This is a genomic window from Marinococcus halophilus, assembly GCF_900166605.1.
Lineage (GTDB): Bacteria > Bacillota > Bacilli > Bacillales > Marinococcaceae > Marinococcus > Marinococcus halophilus.
Genome location: NZ_FVZD01000006.1, coordinates 1333268 through 1349835, shown reverse-complemented (window position 1 = coordinate 1349835; position 16568 = coordinate 1333268). Strand labels below are relative to the sequence as shown.

The following is a 16568-nucleotide window of genomic DNA, read 5'->3' as shown; positions in this document are numbered from 1 at the left end:
CCTTTAATATGTTCCATCTTCAACTGCCCGGGCTTTTATTTAATCCAGGCAGCTTCGTATGGCTTCAATCTCATTTTGATTTTGTTGTTATTTACTTCCAGGTGCTGTCCCGTTATGAGATTTTTCACGGCGGCTTGAGCAGCAGGAGCATCCGTAACAATCTCCTGTTCTTTATCGGATACGTTCACTAATGCGAGAATTTGTTCGTTTGGATGATCTTTGTTAGTTCTCCGTAAGGCAAAGACCTGATCGTTTAAAAACAGTACTTCTTGTGGACTATTCGGGTGAAAGGCTGTTTCGTTGGTTCTCAGGTCTATGAGTCGTTTGAATTGAGAAAAGACCTGGTAACGAAGTGACTCTGAATCATGTAGCTCCTTCTCCAACGTCTGCCGATCCATCTTTTCTCTGTTGATTGTACGGAAACGCCCAGTCTCTTCCACTCCCTGATGATAATTACGGGAGCCAAATAAGCTGTGTATATAGATACCGGGAACCCCGGCCATCGATAGAAGTATCGTCTGGGCTGCCAGGAAACGTGCTGCTTTCAACTCTTGTTCATCCTCAGGGTGAGAAAGCGCATCCAGATAATTGATGTTTAGCTCATAAGGACTTTTCCTGCCATTCCCGTTGTCTTTATAGGAGACCTTGCCCCCATGTTCATAAACAGTTTCAATCATTTTTTCTACTTCTTCACTCTCAAGAATGCCTTCTACCGGACGAACTCCTATACCGTCATGAGAAGCTAAAAAGTTAAAAAAAGTTGTCTCTTCTGTAGTTTCTTCCAGACTGTCTGCCCATTCAGAAAGCTGCTTTGCGTTCCCCGTTAAAAATGCATGCAATGTTAACGGAGGAAGAGGAAACTGATACACCATCGCCGCTTCGTTATAACCGGAGCCAAAATAACTAATATTATCCTTGTGCGGAACGTTCGTTTCTGTAATTAAAATAACTTCAGGAGCGATGGATTCAATGATAATTTTAAAGGCCTGAATCATCTTATGTGTCTGATCCAGATGAATAGAAGTGGTCCCCATTTCTTTCCACAAAAACCCTATAGCATCCAGCCGGATCATTTTTGCCCCTTTACTAATGTAAAAAAGAAGCAGCTCTAAAATTTTTACTGTTACGTCCGGGTTTTTATAGTTTAAGTCAATTTGATCCTCACTAAACGTAGTCCATATATGTTTGGGTCCATGGGCCGTTTCAAATTTTGTCAAAAGCGGCAGCGCTCTTGGCCTCGTTACTTTACTGTAATCCGCTTCAGGATCTGCTTCGATAAAATAGTCCCTGTATGCCAAATCGCCTTTCAAGTATCCTTGAAACCAGTCGCTCCCAGCAGAAATGTGATTGATCACTGCGTCAAACATTAAGTCATAATTTGCGGACATCGCTTCAATATCTTTCCATTCACCGAGCTCTGGGTCCACCTGAAAATAATCTATTACCGAGAAGCCATCATCCGAGCTGTACGGATAAAAAGGCAGAATATGGACGCCGTTCACCACCGGCTTAATGTGATCGTTCAAAAAATCATGCAGCGTCTGTAAAGGAGCTTCACCTGCCTCCTGCACAGAATCACCATAAGTGATCAAAACAGTATCCTTTTCCGAAACAAATGATTCCTTTTTATAAAAATCCGGTACCTGATCTTTGTACCTGTCTACTAAATTCAACAACTCCGTCATTAAATAAGACGCGTTTTTGCTGTCATATATTGACTGTAGTTTTGCTTCTACCTCGTGAATTTGATGATCATTTAAAGCCATTTTATTTCCTCCCAGGATAAATTCTTGTTTCCAAAAACGTTTTTGGAAACATTTAAAAAAATTATTATGCTTTCTTTGGCGCTTCGGCAGCAGATTGTCTAACAATCAGTTCACACGGGATCATAATAGGCGACGGGGAAAGAGCCGGATCTTCAATAATTTTTAGTAATTGTTCGGTTGCTGCACGCCCGATTTCTTCTTTATTCTGCTTTACCGTTGTTAATGGGATATGATAACCCGCAGCCTCGTTAACATCGTCAAACCCTATAACGGACGCCTCTCCAGGCACTGAACACCCCTCTTCTTGCAGTGTTTCTATGGCAGCAAAAGCCATCACATCACTCGCACAAACAAAGGCCGTCACTTTTTTATTCTTTCTCAATATATTTTTAACAGCCAGTTCTGCGTATTCTTTGGCATAGTATCCCATTTCTATCAAGTCCGGGTCATAACCAATTCCTGCATCGTTCAGTCCGGAGCGATAACCATTTAACCGGTCCAGACTTATTTTGGATACTTCATCGCCCCCGATAAAAGCAATCTGGCGGTGTCCAAGTCCAGCTAAATATGATACCGCTTTCTTCATTCCTAAAAAATTGTCTGATTCTACGTAGGTACACCGGTCGCCCTCGAGGGGCACATCAATGGCCACGCAAGGAATTCCACTGTTTTGCAGATCCGTCAATTGACTGTTCACCTGCTTCTCCCTGCCGGTTAATATCAATATGGTGCCGTCCACTCCGCGTTCCCTGCAGAGAGTGGTGTATGTTGCTCTCTCTTTGTTTTTGTTTGTGAAAACAAGCAGGTCATATCCCGCATCACCAACCAGCTCTCTAATCGCCGATAGTACTTTTTGAAAAAATGGATCCTCAAAGCCTGAATTAACATTGTCCCCAAAAAAAAGACCAATCATATAGGTGCGTTTCGTTACGAGACTCCGGGCTGCAGAACTGGGAAAGTAGTTGAGATTGCGAGCTGCTTCAATTACTTTTTCCCGCGTTTTCGGATTTACATCGTGATAGCCATTCAAAGCACGCGATACCGTGGATACTGACGCCCCGACTTCTTTTGCAATTTGTTTAATGGAAGTCATCTTCATTCTCCTGTTTGTGTTGTTTTCCAAAAACGTTTTTGTAATAAACCGTTTTCATTATAACAAAACTCATTTAATAATCAAGGGGTAAATTTAATTTATCCATCATCAGCTAAACAGCTGTGCCTGCATGGTGCATGCTTGAAACGCTGAAAAATTGAAATAAATATTTTCTTACGAACAACACAATGGCTTATGGAAAGCTAAAGTCTTTTACTTATCGAAACTAATAAAGCCTATAGCTTGCATTAAGAGGATTCTTAGTATTACGATTGGCGTTATCACTCATATCACTGAATAAGGAGAGATTGTAAATGGCTATTGTACATGTTACAGACAATGATTTTCATCAGGAAATATCTGAAGGTGTTGTATTAACTGACTTTTGGGCTCCGTGGTGCGGCCCTTGTAAAATGATCGCCCCTGTTTTAGAAGAAATTAATGAAGAAATTGGCGATCAAGTGACCATCGCTAAACTAAATGTCGATGACAACCAAGCCACGGCCGGCGAATTCGGCATCATGAGCATCCCGACTATGCTTTTATTTAAAGATGGTGAAGTGGTGGAGCAGATTGTTGGTTTTCAGCCAAAAGAACAGCTGATGGAACAAATTCAAAAATACACCTAAACAATTTCTAATTTCCCCCGCTCATTCCAATGCTTTCGGAATAAGCGGGGCACTTTTTTGTTTCATTTTCCATAAGAAACATCACTGCTGTACGGAAATCTCTGCCATTTTACAGTATTTTTGCATCATTGGTTGCCATTTTTTCCAACCTCAATAAAATACCCATAGCTGCAACTCCCAATATAGGGCCTATTGATAAAAATGCAAATATCCATCCCCACCCTACATAAGGCTGTAAATATGATACTAAATAGATGGAAACCACCGTTATTAAAAAACCGCCTGCCATTTGAAAGGTTAACGCTGAGCCAACATATGCTTTTTCACTGTAGCCTGCTGCCAGTGCGGAAAACTGGCCGGAATCTGCAATAATAGACCCTCCCCACGCAAGCGCAATAATAATAGTAACCCACCCACTTTTTTCAAAAGTGAATCCTATAAGAACAGCTGATAGTGAACTGAAAGACAATGCAATTATTGCAAATTGTATTTTTCCTATTCGTTCGGCCCAAATTCCACCTATAACACAACCACCAGCTCCACTGAGACCTATAGCTAGAAAGGAAATCAGAGAATTATAATTTTCAAATTGCGTGGCGTTTAGGCTTTCTGCTAAAAATATGGAAGCCAGGTCCACATCGCGTACAACTCCCACATGTGAAACCAGTAACCGTAATTGGCCAGCATAACTTTACGGTTTTTCAACAATACTTTTATGGAATGTCTTGTTTCCTCCACTTCATTAGCATAGTCGGTTTTTTCTGGAAGAAAAACTCCTATCAAAAAAGAAGCTGACAGAGCAAAAACAGAACTAATTAAAATAATTACTTCCCAGCTTACCGTAATAGGGAAAGCAGATACCAAATGTGGTAAAGCTGAACCTAAAGTAAGGCCGGCTATCAAAATCCCCATGCTCACTCCCTTATTATCGTCAAACCATAAAGATACTAACTTTACCGCTATAGGATACACTCCCGCTAAAGAAACACCTGTGAAAAAACGAAGAGCTAAACCTATTTCAAATGAAGGGGAAAAAATAAATAGGGCATTCAAAAAAGCTCCCAAAATACTCGAAACAATAAATATTGTACGTGGCTTGTACTTGTCTGCAAAACCGATAAAAGCAGAAGTAAGAGCCCCAGCAATAAACCCCAGCTGCAAAAATGTGGTGATAAAGGAGCCCTGTACCATATTGATGTTCCATTGTTGCTTCAATTGAGGCAACACAGCAGAAGCACTAAACCACAGACTTAAAGAAAATAATACCGCTACAGCTATTACAGTTAACGCCTGCCATTGGTTTTTAACAAAGAAATGTTGACGCATGACGCCTCCTGTTAACACTTTTTCTTTCAAATTCATCCCAATGCTTCTCTATAAAAGCAGGAGTGTTCACATCATTGGATGATTCATATTTGTAGATCATCACCTGTTTTTGGAAGCAGTATAACTTTACCGGTTTTTCCATGTTGTTTGAAGTAGTCCTGGGCTTCTCTAGCTTTTTCCAATGGAAAAAATTTATCAATAACCGGCTGTATTTTCCCGTTGGATACTTCCTGCAGCAGCTCTTTAAACTCTGCTCTCGTTCCCAGGACAGAACCATACATCGTAATATGTTTTAGATAAAGTATTCGCAGATCAAGTTGGGTGATCTGCCCTCCAGCAGAACCGGAAGTACAAAACTTTCCTCCTTTTTTTAACACTTTAAGAGAAACAGCAAGCAGGGCGTCCCCGACCACATCCAACACGGTGTCAACGGGACCTCCATTACATTCAAGTATTTCTTCCTGCAAACGCGTGGATTTGTATGATAGTACTTCCGCGGCTCCTAAAGCTTTCAACTGTTCTTCATTTTTCAAATCTCCTGTGATTGCTATAACCTTCGCCCCGAACACTTTAGATGCAATTTGAATATTTAATGACCCGACGCCGCCATTGGCCCCCGTCACCATAACTGTTTCTCCTGGCTGTATATCAACCTGGCGGGCCATGTGCCAGGCTGTTAACCCGCTTACTGAAAACGCAGCACTGTCAGAGTAAGTCTTTAAAGGCATATCAAAGCAAAGGTCCGCAGGCCATACGACATATTCAGCATAACCTCCATCATATTCGGAGCCTATAAAAGACATGTCTTCCGCAATATGTTCGTTTCCACGCTCTCCGCTGGAAGTGAACGGGAACAGCACTACGTCTTTTCCAATCAGCAATCGATCTTCTTCACTTCCACACTGAACGATCTCTCCTGTAATATCCGATCCCGGTATACGGGGAAATTTTATACCCTCTGGACGCCATCCAGAATTGGATCCAGTACCATAAGCCCCTTCTCTCATCCAAATTTCCGTGTTATTAATGGCGCAGGCTTTTACTTTAACAAGCACTTCCCCTTTTTCGGGCTTTGGGACCGGGGTTTCTACCAATTCCAGTTTTTCCAGCCCCCCGTATCCGCTAACCTGGACAGCTTTCATGTTTTTGACATCAAATTTTTTCTGTTCCAATGATGGTCCCCGCCTTTCATTTTTCTGTCCTCATATCGATATAAAAAAGTTTGCGGGGAGACCCGCAAACTTTCATCTAACACTAAAACACGCCTGCTTTTAATAATTAGACGCTATTTCAACTACCTTCGAAGGTTCGGTGCGCTTCGTATAATCAGAATCCACCTCGGCAAACACAATCTTACCGGAGGGATCAATGACAAACGTAGCAGGTTTAGGAAGCTCCCAGTCTTCGTTCCCGTTATGCCCTGCTACATCCAGGCCGGACTGCTGATAGACCTCGATCAAATAATCCGGCATCGGGAAAACCAGGTCGAATCGTTTCGCTGCATGATTGCCCTCATCACTCAGCACGGTAAATTCAAGCTCGTTTTTTTCCTTTGTCGATAATGAAGCATCCGGCGTTTCCGGGGAAACCGCTATTAAGGTGGCTCCTGCCTCCTGGACAGCCTTCAGCTCCCGCTGGTAAGCGTTCAGCTCCAGATTGCAATACGGGCACCAGCCTCCACGATAGAAAGTGAGAATAACCGGGCCTTCCGACAGTTTATCCGACAGGGAAACGGTCGTTCCTGTAGCGTCCGGAAGCTCAAGCTCGGGCACTTCATCCCCTACCTGTAATCCCTGGGCCACGCCGGAAGCTTCAAGCTCCTTAGTAGCCTGGGCCATCAGGCGCTGCTTTTCTTCCGGGGCGTTCTGCTTAAATTGTTCTTTGTATTTGCTGATATCCTCTTGTAATGATGCCATCACTATCTCTCCTCTTCCAATCATGTCTTAATCTATTCCGAAGGTTTTTCCTCCACTGGGCTTACTTTTATAAACCGTAGACGGTCAGGGCGCCATCGACAAAGACGTTCTGGCCGCTGACATAACTCGATCCTGCGGAAGCAAAAAAGAGATACGATGTTTTTAATTCTTCCAGCTGGCCGAGCCGTTTCATCGGGGTCCGGTTCTCGACCGCGGAGCGGAAGCTGTCGTCCGCCAGTTCGCTTTCATTCATGTCCGTCTGGAAGAACCACGGGCTGATCGCGTTCACGGTGATATTATACGGCGCCAGCTCCAGCGAGAGCTGCTTGGTCTGATGGATCGCAGCAGCTTTACTGGTGCCATACACCGAACTAAAGGACAGGCTGATGTCGCCGGCTACCGACGCCGTGTTAATCACGCGGCCATAATCCTGTTCTTTCATGTAAGGCACGACGGCCTGGGTCGTAAAGAAGATGGACTTCGCGTTCGTGTCCATCACCTGGTCCCACTCCTCTTCGCTCAGGCTGTCGATCGTGCCCGGAGCGAGGGTGCCGGCGTTATTAACCAGAATATCAATGGATCCAAGATCGTCATACACAGCGCGCACAAAGCGCTGCAGATCTTCCGTTTTTGTTACGTCGCCCTGGTAGCCTTTAACCGTGCCGCCGGTTTTTTGCTGGATGTCCGCAGCCGCATCCTCGACTTTTTGCAGCGTGCGGCCTACCAGTGCCACGGTCGCTCCGCTTTCCGATAGTGCTTCGGCCGCTGTTTTGCCAATACCGCTGCCTCCGCCGGTGATCAATGCGACTTTTCCGGTGTTGTTAAATAGTTCCATGTGTAGACACTCCTTCATGTTTGGTTTCGGGAAGACTCCCTCTGATTCAATTCACTTGAATGGGCACCATTCTACCGACCCTTATCAGACTTAGCAAATGTTAAGTCTTGTCTTTCAAAATGCTTCCACGGTTTCTCTAGCGCCGTCGAGAAATGAATGTCATAATAAAAAAAGCATTTGTCATGCATGCAGAAAAGAAAGAGCCTTGACATACCAGCCTTGAAGGAGGCTTTACTAGATGAGCAATAAGGATTCGAAAAAAGCCAATAAAGAATTGGCTTTTTTCGTTCTAAAACAGCTGTTGCTTTTATTAAGCACAAAAAAGCCGGCTTTACTGCCGGCAGCCATGAAGCAATGTATCCATATCCCGTTACGTTGATTCTGCCGGCTGGCTGCTGGAAGCGCTTTGGCTTTCCGCAACAAACTTCCGGATTATAGCATTCATTTCCTCGGCAGCCCTCGTTGGCAGCTGGTGGGCTTTGCCTTGAATATGCACATTGTGCATCCCCGGCAGGTATGTACGAAAGTCATGCTGGTTTTTTTTCACAAACACATCGTTGGTGCCAAAAATCGTCATCACCGGGCATGTGATCGCTGGAAGCAGGCTCCTATTATCCTGAAACCTTCCGTTTTGGTACATACGCTCCAACACATCCGGGCTGCTGTTTTCAATATTCCAGTCAATACGTTTCTGTTGCTCCTGGTCGCTTGTGTGAGAAAAAGCAAGCGCTTTGCCAATGGTGCCGATAAGGTTTTCGTACGTACTCCATATGCCAAGGCGGAATTTCCCCGCCAGCATCCAGGTCCGCACCCTTGGAAAACTGCTGATCATTATTAGCGCTGCCGTCTTTTCCGGGTAGCGGTAAGCAAACAACTGGCTCGGCAATCCGCCATACGAATAGCCGCACAGGGTGACTTGGCCCGCCTGAAGATGGCTGGCCAGCGCGTATATATCCTCTGTCCACTGCTCGATGATGTTTTCGCTTATGTTTCCCCGCTCGCTTCTGCCGTTGCCTCGCGGATCAAACGTTACCACCTGGAAATCATCTGCAAGGGGGTGCTGCTGTTCAAAAGCCGAGCAGCCGAGCCCGGGCGGGGATACAAATATCAGCACCGGCCCTTCTCCCCGGCTTTCATAGTAAATTGATGTATCATCTGAAGTAAAATATGGCATAGTTCTCTCCTCCAACTGTTCAGCCTGCATAATATGAGTTTATCTTTATCTTTTACCAATTCCGGCCCCGGATAAACCCGTAATATCTTTACCATCACATTGAAAAAGCGATGAGTTTTTTTATTACTATTACTTAAACAAATCTTACGTTTCGATTTATAAGAAGAAAGGTATAGATGTAACATGCAATAGCAAAAACCGGTATGGTAGCAACAGACAGTAATAGCTGTCCTGTAAGCCAGAGAAGAATCCTACTCTTCTCCTGGCTTTTTTTATTGCTTTAAAAGCGGGGATACTCTGCTTGGTGTTTATCATTTTTAACAGAAAGGAGGAAACATGATGGCTGATAATTATGCTTCCCATGAAATCATTGAAATCCATGAGCTTCTGCAGGTAAAAGCCGCAGCAACAGCTAAAGCTTCTATGATGCAGGGGCTTGCTACTGACAAACAATTGAAGCAGCTGCTTGAAGAAAGCGCCGTAACTTCCCAACAAGCCGTTCAAGAATTACGGGAGCTTCTTGAACAATCAAAATAAAAGGAGGAATAGCATGAGCAGTATTTTAGACAAAATCGCCAACAAAGACTTAATCAACGATGAAGTGATCGCCACCGATCTGTTAGTCACCTCTAAATCAGCGGTACGCACCTATGCGGTTGCCATCACCGAAACTGCCAGCCCGGAAGTACTTGAAGTACTAAAAAAACAATTAAATGAAGCGATCGACCTTCATCATAAAGTTGCTTCCTTTATGATTGAAAATGAAATGTACCATGCTTATGATATGAAAGAACAAATCGATCATGATTTGAAAAAAGCAGACCTGGCGTTAAAGATGCCTACAAAAAGTGATTAATGAAAAAGTACGCGCAGCTGGCTAATCCGCCTCTGCGCGTACTTTTTTCAGTATATGGAAATAGCCTCCTTACATATTAAAGCGCATGGCTGATGGTCTTCGGATGCATATGCTGAATCAGGTAATCCGGGCCGCCGGCCTTGGCATCCGTACCGGACATTTTAAAGCCGCCAAAGGGATGATAGCCGACGATGGCGCCGGTGCAGTTGCGGTTGAAATACAGGTTGCCGACGTGAAAATGCAGCTTGGCGTACTCCAGATGGTCGATGGTATTGGAAATGACGGCCCCGGTTAAGCCGTACTCCGTATTGTTGGCAATGTCGATGGCTTCTTCGTAGGAAGAGGCTTTCGTAAACGCCACGACCGGGCCGAAGATTTCCTCCTGCATCAGACGGGCGTTCGGGTCCACGTCGGCAAAGATGGTCGGATCAATGAAGTATCCGTGGGAGTCGTCGCTCGTTCCGCCGGCCACCAGCCGGCCCTCCTGTTTGCCGATCTCGATATAGCCGGTGATTTTATCGAAGGCCTTCTGGTTGATGACCGGGCCCATGTAGGTCCCATAGGACGTTGGATCCCCGACCGCCAATGCTTTCGCCTGTTGTTCCACCTTGCGCAGGACGTCGTCGTACACGTCCTGGTGCGCGACGACCCGGGAGCCGGCCGAGCATTTCTGGCCGGAAAAGCCATAGGCGGACGCGATAATGGCTTCCGCAGCCGTATCAAGATCCGCGTCGCTGTCGACGACCACCGTATCCTTGCCGCCCATTTCCACGATGACCCGCTTCAGGTGCTGCTGGCCCTCCTGAATGGCGGCGGCTTTCTGATACAGGCGTGTGCCGGTGGCCCGGGAGCCGGTGAAGCTGATCAGCGCGGTTTGGGGATGATCGACGAGGTGGTCGCCAATGGCTTCGGGGTCCCCGGGGACGAAGTTAATGACGCCGTCCGGCACGCCGGATTCGATCAAAATGTCGACAAACTTCGCCGCGATCACCGGCGTTGGCTCGGCCGGCTTTAACAGCACGGTATTGCCCGTCACCAGCGGAGCGACCGTGGTCCCCACCATGATCGCGCAGGCGAAATTCCATGGGGGAATCGTCACGGCCACCCCGAGCGGCTGGTAGATGTACTGGTTGTATTCCCCTTCCCGGCTGTTAATGGGCTTGCCGTTTTTCAGCTCGAGCATCTGGCGGGCATAATATTCCACGAAATCAATGGCTTCGGCCACATCCGCATCGGCTTCCTTCCAGGGCTTGCCGCCCTCTTTGACGAGCGTCGCCGAGAGTTCGTGCTTCCGGCGGCGCATGGTGGCGGCGGCCCGGAACATCACTTCCGCCCGGGCATCGGCGCTGGTCGTCCGCCAGGACCGAAACGCTTTGCTGGCCGCATCGAAGGCCTGATTAATCAGGGCGGGATTGGCTTTGGAGACCCGGCCGACCACTTCTTTTTTATTGGCCGGGTTGGTGGACACCAGCTTTTCGCCCGTGATGATCCGCTCCCCGCCAATAATCAGCGGGTAGTCCTGGCCGAGCTGTTTGTCGACGTCCTTGATCGCGTCCGCAAATGCCTGGCGGTTCTGTTCATCGGTGAAATCGGTGAAGGGTTCATGATGGTAGGTGGTATACATGGGAATTCCTCCTCTTATTGTTCTTTCGTAAAAATTTTATTGATTTGCTCAATCGCCCAATCCAATTCTTCCTGCTGGATCGTAAGCGGCGGAGAAAAGCGGATGACATTTTCATGTGTCTCCTTGCATAACAGCCCAAGTTCTTTTAGTTGTTCACAATAAGAGCGGGCTGGAACGGTGAGCTCCATGCCAATAAATAAACCGCGCCCCCGTACTTCTTTGATATGAGAATGATGGATAGCAGCTAATTTATCTTTAAAATAACCGCCGAGCTCCAAGGAACGTTCCACTAGCTGCTCCTCCTGAATGACTTCGAGCGAGGCTACCGAAACCGCACAGGCCATAGGGTTGCCGCCAAAGGTGGAACCATGGGACCCTGGGGTAAACACGCCGAGAATATCTTCATGGGCCGCTACGCAGGAAACGGGAAAAACACCGCCGCCAAGGGCTTTGCCGATAATGTACATGTCGGGTACAACATCTTCCCAGTCGCAGGCAAATACTTTGCCTGCCCGTCCCAGTCCGGACTGGATTTCATCGGCTACAAACAAAACATTTTCCTTCTCGCAAATCGCCTGTGCTTCTTTTAAAAAGCCTTCCGGCGGAATAATTACTCCAGCTTCTCCTTGAATGGGTTCAAAAATAAAACCGGCCGTATTCGATGTGATGGCCTGCTGAAGAGCCTCCGCATCCCCGTAAGGAATCACTTTTATTCCCGGCAAAAGAGGGGCAAATCCTCGTTGATATTCTGACTCAGAAGAAAGGGAAACCGCGCTCATGGTCCGGCCATGAAAGTTCCCTTCACATGCGATAATTTCTGCCTGTCCTTCCGGAATCCCTTTCCTTTCATAGCCCCAGCGGCGGATTGCTTTGACGGCTGTTTCCACTGCTTCTGTTCCTGTATTCATCGGAAGAACCATTTCTTTTCCTGTCCATGTTGAAACCATTTCATAGAAGGACGCCAGCTGGTCATTATGGAAAGCCCTGGAGGTAAGTGTCACCCGGTCGGCCTGGTCTTTCAGAGCCTGAATAATTTTAGGATGACGGTGGCCCTGATTGACTGCAGAGTAGGCACTTAACATATCCATATATTCATTTCCTTCAGGGTCTTTCACCCATACGCCCGAAGCTTCAGCAATAACCACCGGCAATGGCTTATAATTTTTGGCTCCGTGAGCGCTTGTTCGTTCAATGATATTCTCGGATGAAATTTTTGTTTTCATCTTGAACAACCTCCTTATTCTTTCTTTACTATTTATATGCAATATCCATGCCAAAAAACTCATTGTAATAACAGATTATAATTTATCGGATGTTGTCATATGACAAATAATTTTTCAGCGCTTTGCAAAAATATTTGTCTTTAAAATAAGAGATGTGCCATTCCTACAGCTACTGGCAGCACAATCACCGTGCGCTGCAAAAATATGATGATGAGATCACTCATTTTCACTGGAATTTTAGAGCCTAAAAGCAGCCCGCCGACTTCAGACATGTAAATAAGCTGGCTGACAGAAACCACCGCGATCACGAAACGGGTTAATTCGCTCTCAATGCCGCTTCCAATAACTGCCGGCAGGAACATGTCGGCAAACCCTATCACCATTGTCGGCGCTGCCTGTACAGCTTCAGGCACCTGCATTAGTGATAATAAAGGAATAAAAGGCGCTCCCAGGTAATTAAAGAAAGGAGTATACTCGGCAATTATTAGTGTAATGACACCAAAGGCCATCACGACCGGAAGAACGCCGAGCCACATATCTAAAACGTTTTTTGCCCCGTCCCGAAAGATAGATGAAAACACTTTTGTCTCAGAAGCCTTTCCCGCAGCCTTCATAACGCCCCATTGAAATATATTGAGATGCGCCGGCTTCTCCTCGTCTGCTTTTTGATAGCTTCCGTTCGATAGTTTATGTGATTTTCTCGAAAGCGGCGGCACCCGGGGAATAATCAAAGCGCAGGCCCCTCCAGCGAGTACGATGGAAAAATAGTAAGGCCCAAACATGTGCAAAAGATCCAGATAAGTAATGATTACAATGCTGAACGTAATGGATACTAACGAAAACGTCGTGCCAATTACCGCGGCTTCTCGCTCGGAATAATATCCTTCTTCGTATTGTTTATTGGTTAATAATACACCGACAGTCCCGTCCCCCAGCCACGAAGCCAGGCAGTCAATCGACGAACGTCCCGGAAGCGTAAACAGCGGGCGCATAATTTTTGTGAAAAAAGCACTGCATAATTCCAGTAATCCAAAATTAAGCAGCAAGGGTAAAAACAGGCCTGCAAACAAGAAAACTGTAAACAAAATAGGAAGCAGATCGTACATCAACAGCCCCCCGGTGTTTTCAGACCAAATAAATTCCGGCCCGATTTCCCACACCGTCATAACGGCAGCAATCACAGCTATTCCCCGTATGATGGTCCAGGGGGTGTTGACATGAAATAGCCTGTAAAAAAAACTGTCTTCAGCGACGAAAGAAGCCCGGGTCCATTTCATGAGAACTGTACAAACAAATGTTAACGCAATGGCTGCAGTGATAATGAAAGGTAAAGCGGTGCTCAGAGCACCCTCCAGAGCACCTGCCAGCAGTGCTACCGGAATAGTGACGCTCCCATCATAAGAAAGGGGGGTCATAAACAAGAACACACCTAATATGGAAGGAAACACAAATTTGCTTATATTTTTTTTCGATAAGGAGGCCGTCTCTTCGATTTCTCCCCTTGGATTTAAACGGGACAGATCATCTTTCATGCGTATCGCCCTCTTCCCTTATAAGATGATGAAATCATAAGCTTTTTACAGCAGCTTCTCCCCGAACAGGGAGCCCATCAATTCGACTGCGATTTGCGCTGTCCTGTTCTTTTCATCAAGAATAGGATTTACTTCCACAAAATCCGCGGACGTGATAATATCTGCTTCGGCAAGCATTTCCATTGCCAAATGACTTTCCCGGTAGCTCATTCCGCCTACAACAGGTGTTCCGACTCCTGGCGCTTCTTTCGGATCCAGGCCATCCAGATCAAGACTGAGATGGATGCCATCCGTCTTAGAGCTTAAGTAAGCGATTGCATCTTTGATCACGTGGGACATGCCCGAGTGGTCAATCTCATGCATCGTATAAACCCGTATACCCAGCTCATGAATGAGCTTTTTCTCTCCTTCATCCAACGAGCGCGCGCCAATGATAACGATATTTTCCGGCTGTACTTTCCGGTCTGCATGCTGAATATTTGTTAACTGCTGGTTCCCAAGCCCTAATGCTACAGCTAACGGCATACCGTGGATATTGCCTGAAGGGGAGGTGTCATCTGTATTAAGGTCCCCGTGAGCGTCATACCATATGAGCCCCAGATTTTCATAATGCGCGGACACGCCCGCAATGGAGCCAATAGAAATGCTGTGATCGCCCCCGATCGTCAGCGGGAAATAACCTTTTTCAATATTCGTCGAAACACGTTCTGCAAGCTCCTTGTTTACCCTGGTGATTTCCTGTAAATTCTTCGAACGGTCCTCGTCCGCTTTCTGCCTCGTATCTACGTAAATGTCACCAAAATCCTCAACTTCACAGCCTAACCTGCTCAATCGTTCGAACATTCCCGCATAACGTATGGCGCTCGGGCCCATGTTCACTCCTCTGCGCCCCTGGCCTAAATCCATCGGTACTCCATGAATAGCTATTTTAGTTTTCATGCTGCATCCTCCTATTTATGTATTCGCTTACATATTCAATTAATGCAATTTTTGTGCCAATAAAGGCAAAGTAATATAAATTCTCTAAAGAGAAATCTTCGGAGCACGAATCTATAACCGTAACTTCTGGATATTCAGCTTGTTCAACCGGTAATGCAGGCTCTGACGGCTTAAGCCCAGCTGGGCCGCTGAATCCTTCACATGATAATTGTTTTCTTCCAGCACTTTTAAAATGAATTGTTTTTCCTGATAGTACAGAAAGTCATGTAACCCCATTTGTCCAGTAGAAGCTGCTGGTTCTTCCTCTTCGGCGGGCCCCTCCTGGTGAAAATCTGGCGCAGTTGATTTTGAACCACTTGAAGCTGCTTTTATCCTTTTATGTATATGCATAGGAAGATGCGAAGCCCGTATAGCTGTTTCGTGATCAGTTATATTCATAGCCCCTTCAATTAGATGCTCCAGTTCCCTTACATTTCCCGGCCATTCATAATTCATAAAAAATTGCATGACATTTTCGTCAACTTTTTCAATGTTCATACGGAACAAAGCATTATATTTCCGGATAAAATAATCACTTAACATCTTAATGTCGTCTTTACGGTCTTTTAAAGGAGGGATAAATAAAGAAACAACTCCAAGGCGGTAATAAAGATCCTTCCGAAGGCGCTGGTTTGTAATAGCCTCAATAGGATCCTCGTTACTGGTGGCGATAATACGGACGTCAACACTAATGTCCCTGGTGTCCCCAATCCGCCGGACGCTGCGCTCCTGGAGTACTCTCAGCAGCTTGGACTGCAGATGCATACTTAACGAGTTGATTTCATCCAGTAGAAGTGTGCCTCCTTCGGCTTGCTCAAACAATCCGGGCCGGTCAGCTGAACCTGTAAAAGCTCCTTTTTTTGTGCCAAATAGTATGCTTTCAATGAGACTATCAGGCAAAGCAGCACAGTTCTGGCTGATAAAAGGCTTGGAAGACCGATCGCTGCCATTATGAATACTCTGGGCAAAAATTTCTTTGCCGGTCCCGGTTTCTCCGATAATCAGCACTGAAGAACTGGTTCTTGTCGCACGCTTGGCATACTCAATAATTTCCTTAATTTCAGTGCTTTGGCCGATCACGTCCTCAAAGGAATAACTTCTCTGGGCCCGGTCCATATTTTCCTGAATAAGCTTTTCGAGCATAGTCACATCTTTGGCCAATTCCACTGCCCCAATGATCGTATCCCTTTTCCACACTGGGAATGTATGATTGACCGAGGTAATCTCATTTCCTTTATTATTTAAATATGTTTGTTTAATATTTTTAAACTCTGCGCCTTCCTGCAGGGCACGCTCCAATGTACTTGGTTCTCCGGATTTAAATTTAAATACCTGGTCTATCGATCGGTTTATTACTTCTTCCTTATCCATGCTCTCAATGGATGCCATTTTCGTGTTGTAAATCACTGTATTGCCATTAACATCTACAGCATGCACTCCTATATCCACTTCCTCCATTAACTTTTCGTACATTTCATGTTCCACCATGCAATCACCTCATTAATTTTTCTTTAGAAAAATTTTTTTTCGTTCGGAAATATCAATTTACAAACAACGACAAATAATTTTTCTTCTCTATACTATAATTCTCTTTTCCAGCTTCTTCAAGTTGGCAT

Annotated in this window: 17 protein-coding genes; 4 read left to right on the top strand and 13 right to left on the bottom strand. The window is 45.6% G+C overall.

Going from position 1 to position 16568, the window contains the following annotated elements:
* Nucleotides 1-35: 35 nt before the first annotated feature.
* Entirely contained in the window at nt 36-1766 is a 1731-nt protein-coding gene (locus B5066_RS12780; RefSeq protein ID WP_079476287.1) for an alpha-amylase family glycosyl hydrolase, read from the bottom strand.
* A 64-nt stretch (nt 1767-1830) separates the two neighbouring features.
* Nucleotides 1831-2859, bottom strand: coding sequence for a LacI family DNA-binding transcriptional regulator (locus B5066_RS12775; protein ID WP_179124105.1), 1029 nt, complete (start codon nt 2857-2859; stop codon nt 1831-1833).
* Between the two features lie 314 nt (nt 2860-3173).
* Between B5066_RS12775 and trxA the strand changes: the two genes are divergently transcribed.
* Nucleotides 3174-3488, top strand: coding sequence for a thioredoxin (trxA, locus tag B5066_RS12770; protein WP_079476285.1), 315 nt, complete (start codon nt 3174-3176; stop codon nt 3486-3488).
* Between the two features lie 109 nt (nt 3489-3597).
* On the opposite strand, the gene B5066_RS12765 is transcribed toward trxA, so the two are convergent.
* The 5 genes from B5066_RS12765 to B5066_RS12745 all read right to left on the bottom strand — a co-directional run bounded on the left by B5066_RS12765 (nt 3598) and on the right by B5066_RS12745 (nt 7565).
* The gene (locus B5066_RS12765) at nt 3598-4125 is read right to left on the bottom strand and encodes an MFS transporter (protein WP_079476284.1); all 528 of its coding nucleotides are present in this window, start codon (nt 4123-4125) and stop codon (nt 3598-3600) included.
* Nucleotides 4101-4850, bottom strand: a complete 750-nt coding sequence (locus B5066_RS12760; protein ID WP_079476283.1) for an MFS transporter — start codon at nt 4848-4850, stop codon at nt 4101-4103. Before B5066_RS12760 ends, B5066_RS12765 begins: the two co-directional genes overlap by 25 nt.
* Nucleotides 4851-4897: 47 nt before the next feature.
* Nucleotides 4898-5956 carry a zinc-binding dehydrogenase gene (locus B5066_RS12755; protein ID WP_079477034.1) on the bottom strand — a complete coding sequence of 353 codons (1059 nt, stop codon included), beginning with the start codon at nt 5954-5956 and terminating at the stop codon, nt 4898-4900.
* Between the two features lie 129 nt (nt 5957-6085).
* Nucleotides 6086-6730 carry a peroxiredoxin-like family protein gene (locus tag B5066_RS12750; RefSeq protein WP_079476282.1) on the bottom strand — a complete coding sequence of 215 codons (645 nt, stop codon included), beginning with the start codon at nt 6728-6730 and terminating at the stop codon, nt 6086-6088.
* A gap of 67 nt (nt 6731-6797) precedes the next feature.
* Nucleotides 6798-7565: an SDR family NAD(P)-dependent oxidoreductase gene (locus B5066_RS12745; protein ID WP_079476281.1), complete on the bottom strand. Its 768-nt coding sequence runs from the start codon at nt 7563-7565 to the stop codon at nt 6798-6800.
* Nucleotides 7566-7803: 238 nt separating this feature from the next.
* Here B5066_RS12745 and B5066_RS16785 point away from each other — a divergent pair, with 238 nt between their 5' ends.
* Entirely contained in the window at nt 7804-7944 is a 141-nt protein-coding gene (locus B5066_RS16785) for a hypothetical protein (protein WP_179124104.1), read from the top strand.
* On the opposite strand, the gene B5066_RS12740 is transcribed toward B5066_RS16785, so the two are convergent.
* Complete coding sequence (locus B5066_RS12740; protein WP_179124103.1) at nt 7936-8739, bottom strand: alpha/beta fold hydrolase; 804 nt, start codon at nt 8737-8739, stop codon at nt 7936-7938. The genes B5066_RS16785 and B5066_RS12740 overlap by 9 nt on opposite strands.
* 339 nt (nt 8740-9078) lie before the next feature.
* Here B5066_RS12740 and B5066_RS12735 point away from each other — a divergent pair, with 339 nt between their 5' ends.
* Nucleotides 9079-9276: a hypothetical protein gene (locus B5066_RS12735; RefSeq protein WP_233133290.1), complete on the top strand. Its 198-nt coding sequence runs from the start codon at nt 9079-9081 to the stop codon at nt 9274-9276.
* A gap of 13 nt (nt 9277-9289) precedes the next feature.
* A complete protein-coding gene (locus tag B5066_RS12730) occupies nt 9290-9595 on the top strand; it encodes a spore coat protein (RefSeq protein ID WP_079476278.1) in 306 nt (101 codons plus the stop codon).
* Nucleotides 9596-9671: 76 nt separating this feature from the next.
* Here the strand turns inward: B5066_RS12730 and pruA are convergent, their stop codons facing one another.
* The 5 genes from pruA to B5066_RS12705 form a co-directional block, all read right to left on the bottom strand.
* Entirely contained in the window at nt 9672-11219 is a 1548-nt protein-coding gene (pruA, locus tag B5066_RS12725) for an L-glutamate gamma-semialdehyde dehydrogenase (RefSeq protein WP_079476277.1), read from the bottom strand.
* A gap of 14 nt (nt 11220-11233) precedes the next feature.
* Nucleotides 11234-12442: an ornithine--oxo-acid transaminase gene (locus B5066_RS12720; protein ID WP_079476276.1), complete on the bottom strand. Its 1209-nt coding sequence runs from the start codon at nt 12440-12442 to the stop codon at nt 11234-11236.
* 140 nt (nt 12443-12582) lie between these two features.
* Nucleotides 12583-13974 carry a YjiH family protein gene (locus B5066_RS12715; protein WP_079476275.1) on the bottom strand — a complete coding sequence of 464 codons (1392 nt, stop codon included), beginning with the start codon at nt 13972-13974 and terminating at the stop codon, nt 12583-12585.
* Between the two features lie 45 nt (nt 13975-14019).
* On the bottom strand, nt 14020-14913 hold the full coding sequence (gene rocF, locus B5066_RS12710; RefSeq protein ID WP_079476274.1) for an arginase: 894 nt from the start codon (nt 14911-14913) through the stop codon (nt 14020-14022).
* A 111-nt stretch (nt 14914-15024) separates the two neighbouring features.
* Nucleotides 15025-16440: a sigma-54 interaction domain-containing protein gene (locus tag B5066_RS12705; RefSeq protein WP_079476273.1), complete on the bottom strand. Its 1416-nt coding sequence runs from the start codon at nt 16438-16440 to the stop codon at nt 15025-15027.
* Nucleotides 16441-16568 lie beyond the last annotated feature (128 nt).

Coding starts and splice junctions, on each gene's coding strand:
- trxA (WP_079476285.1), top strand. CDS start 3,174: ATGGCTATTGTACATGTTACAGACAATGATTTTCATCAGGAAATATCT.
- B5066_RS12755 (WP_079477034.1), bottom strand. CDS start 5,956: ATGAAAGCTGTCCAGGTTAGCGGATACGGGGGGCTGGAAAAACTGGAA.
- pruA (WP_079476277.1), bottom strand. CDS start 11,219: ATGTATACCACCTACCATCATGAACCCTTCACCGATTTCACCGATGAA.
- B5066_RS16785 (WP_179124104.1), top strand. CDS start 7,804: ATGAGCAATAAGGATTCGAAAAAAGCCAATAAAGAATTGGCTTTTTTC.
- B5066_RS12750 (WP_079476282.1), bottom strand. CDS start 6,730: ATGGCATCATTACAAGAGGATATCAGCAAATACAAAGAACAATTTAAG.
- B5066_RS12780 (WP_079476287.1), bottom strand. CDS start 1,766: ATGGCTTTAAATGATCATCAAATTCACGAGGTAGAAGCAAAACTACAG.
- B5066_RS12745 (WP_079476281.1), bottom strand. CDS start 7,565: ATGGAACTATTTAACAACACCGGAAAAGTCGCATTGATCACCGGCGGA.
- B5066_RS12715 (WP_079476275.1), bottom strand. CDS start 13,974: ATGAAAGATGATCTGTCCCGTTTAAATCCAAGGGGAGAAATCGAAGAG.
- B5066_RS12760 (WP_079476283.1), bottom strand. CDS start 4,850: ATGAATTTGAAAGAAAAAGTGTTAACAGGAGGCGTCATGCGTCAACAT.
- rocF (WP_079476274.1), bottom strand. CDS start 14,913: ATGAAAACTAAAATAGCTATTCATGGAGTACCGATGGATTTAGGCCAG.
- B5066_RS12740 (WP_179124103.1), bottom strand. CDS start 8,739: ATGCCATATTTTACTTCAGATGATACATCAATTTACTATGAAAGCCGG.
- B5066_RS12720 (WP_079476276.1), bottom strand. CDS start 12,442: ATGAAAACAAAAATTTCATCCGAGAATATCATTGAACGAACAAGCGCT.
- B5066_RS12775 (WP_179124105.1), bottom strand. CDS start 2,859: ATGACTTCCATTAAACAAATTGCAAAAGAAGTCGGGGCGTCAGTATCC.
- B5066_RS12730 (WP_079476278.1), top strand. CDS start 9,290: ATGAGCAGTATTTTAGACAAAATCGCCAACAAAGACTTAATCAACGAT.
- B5066_RS12705 (WP_079476273.1), bottom strand. CDS start 16,440: ATGGTGGAACATGAAATGTACGAAAAGTTAATGGAGGAAGTGGATATA.
- B5066_RS12735 (WP_233133290.1), top strand. CDS start 9,079: ATGGCTGATAATTATGCTTCCCATGAAATCATTGAAATCCATGAGCTT.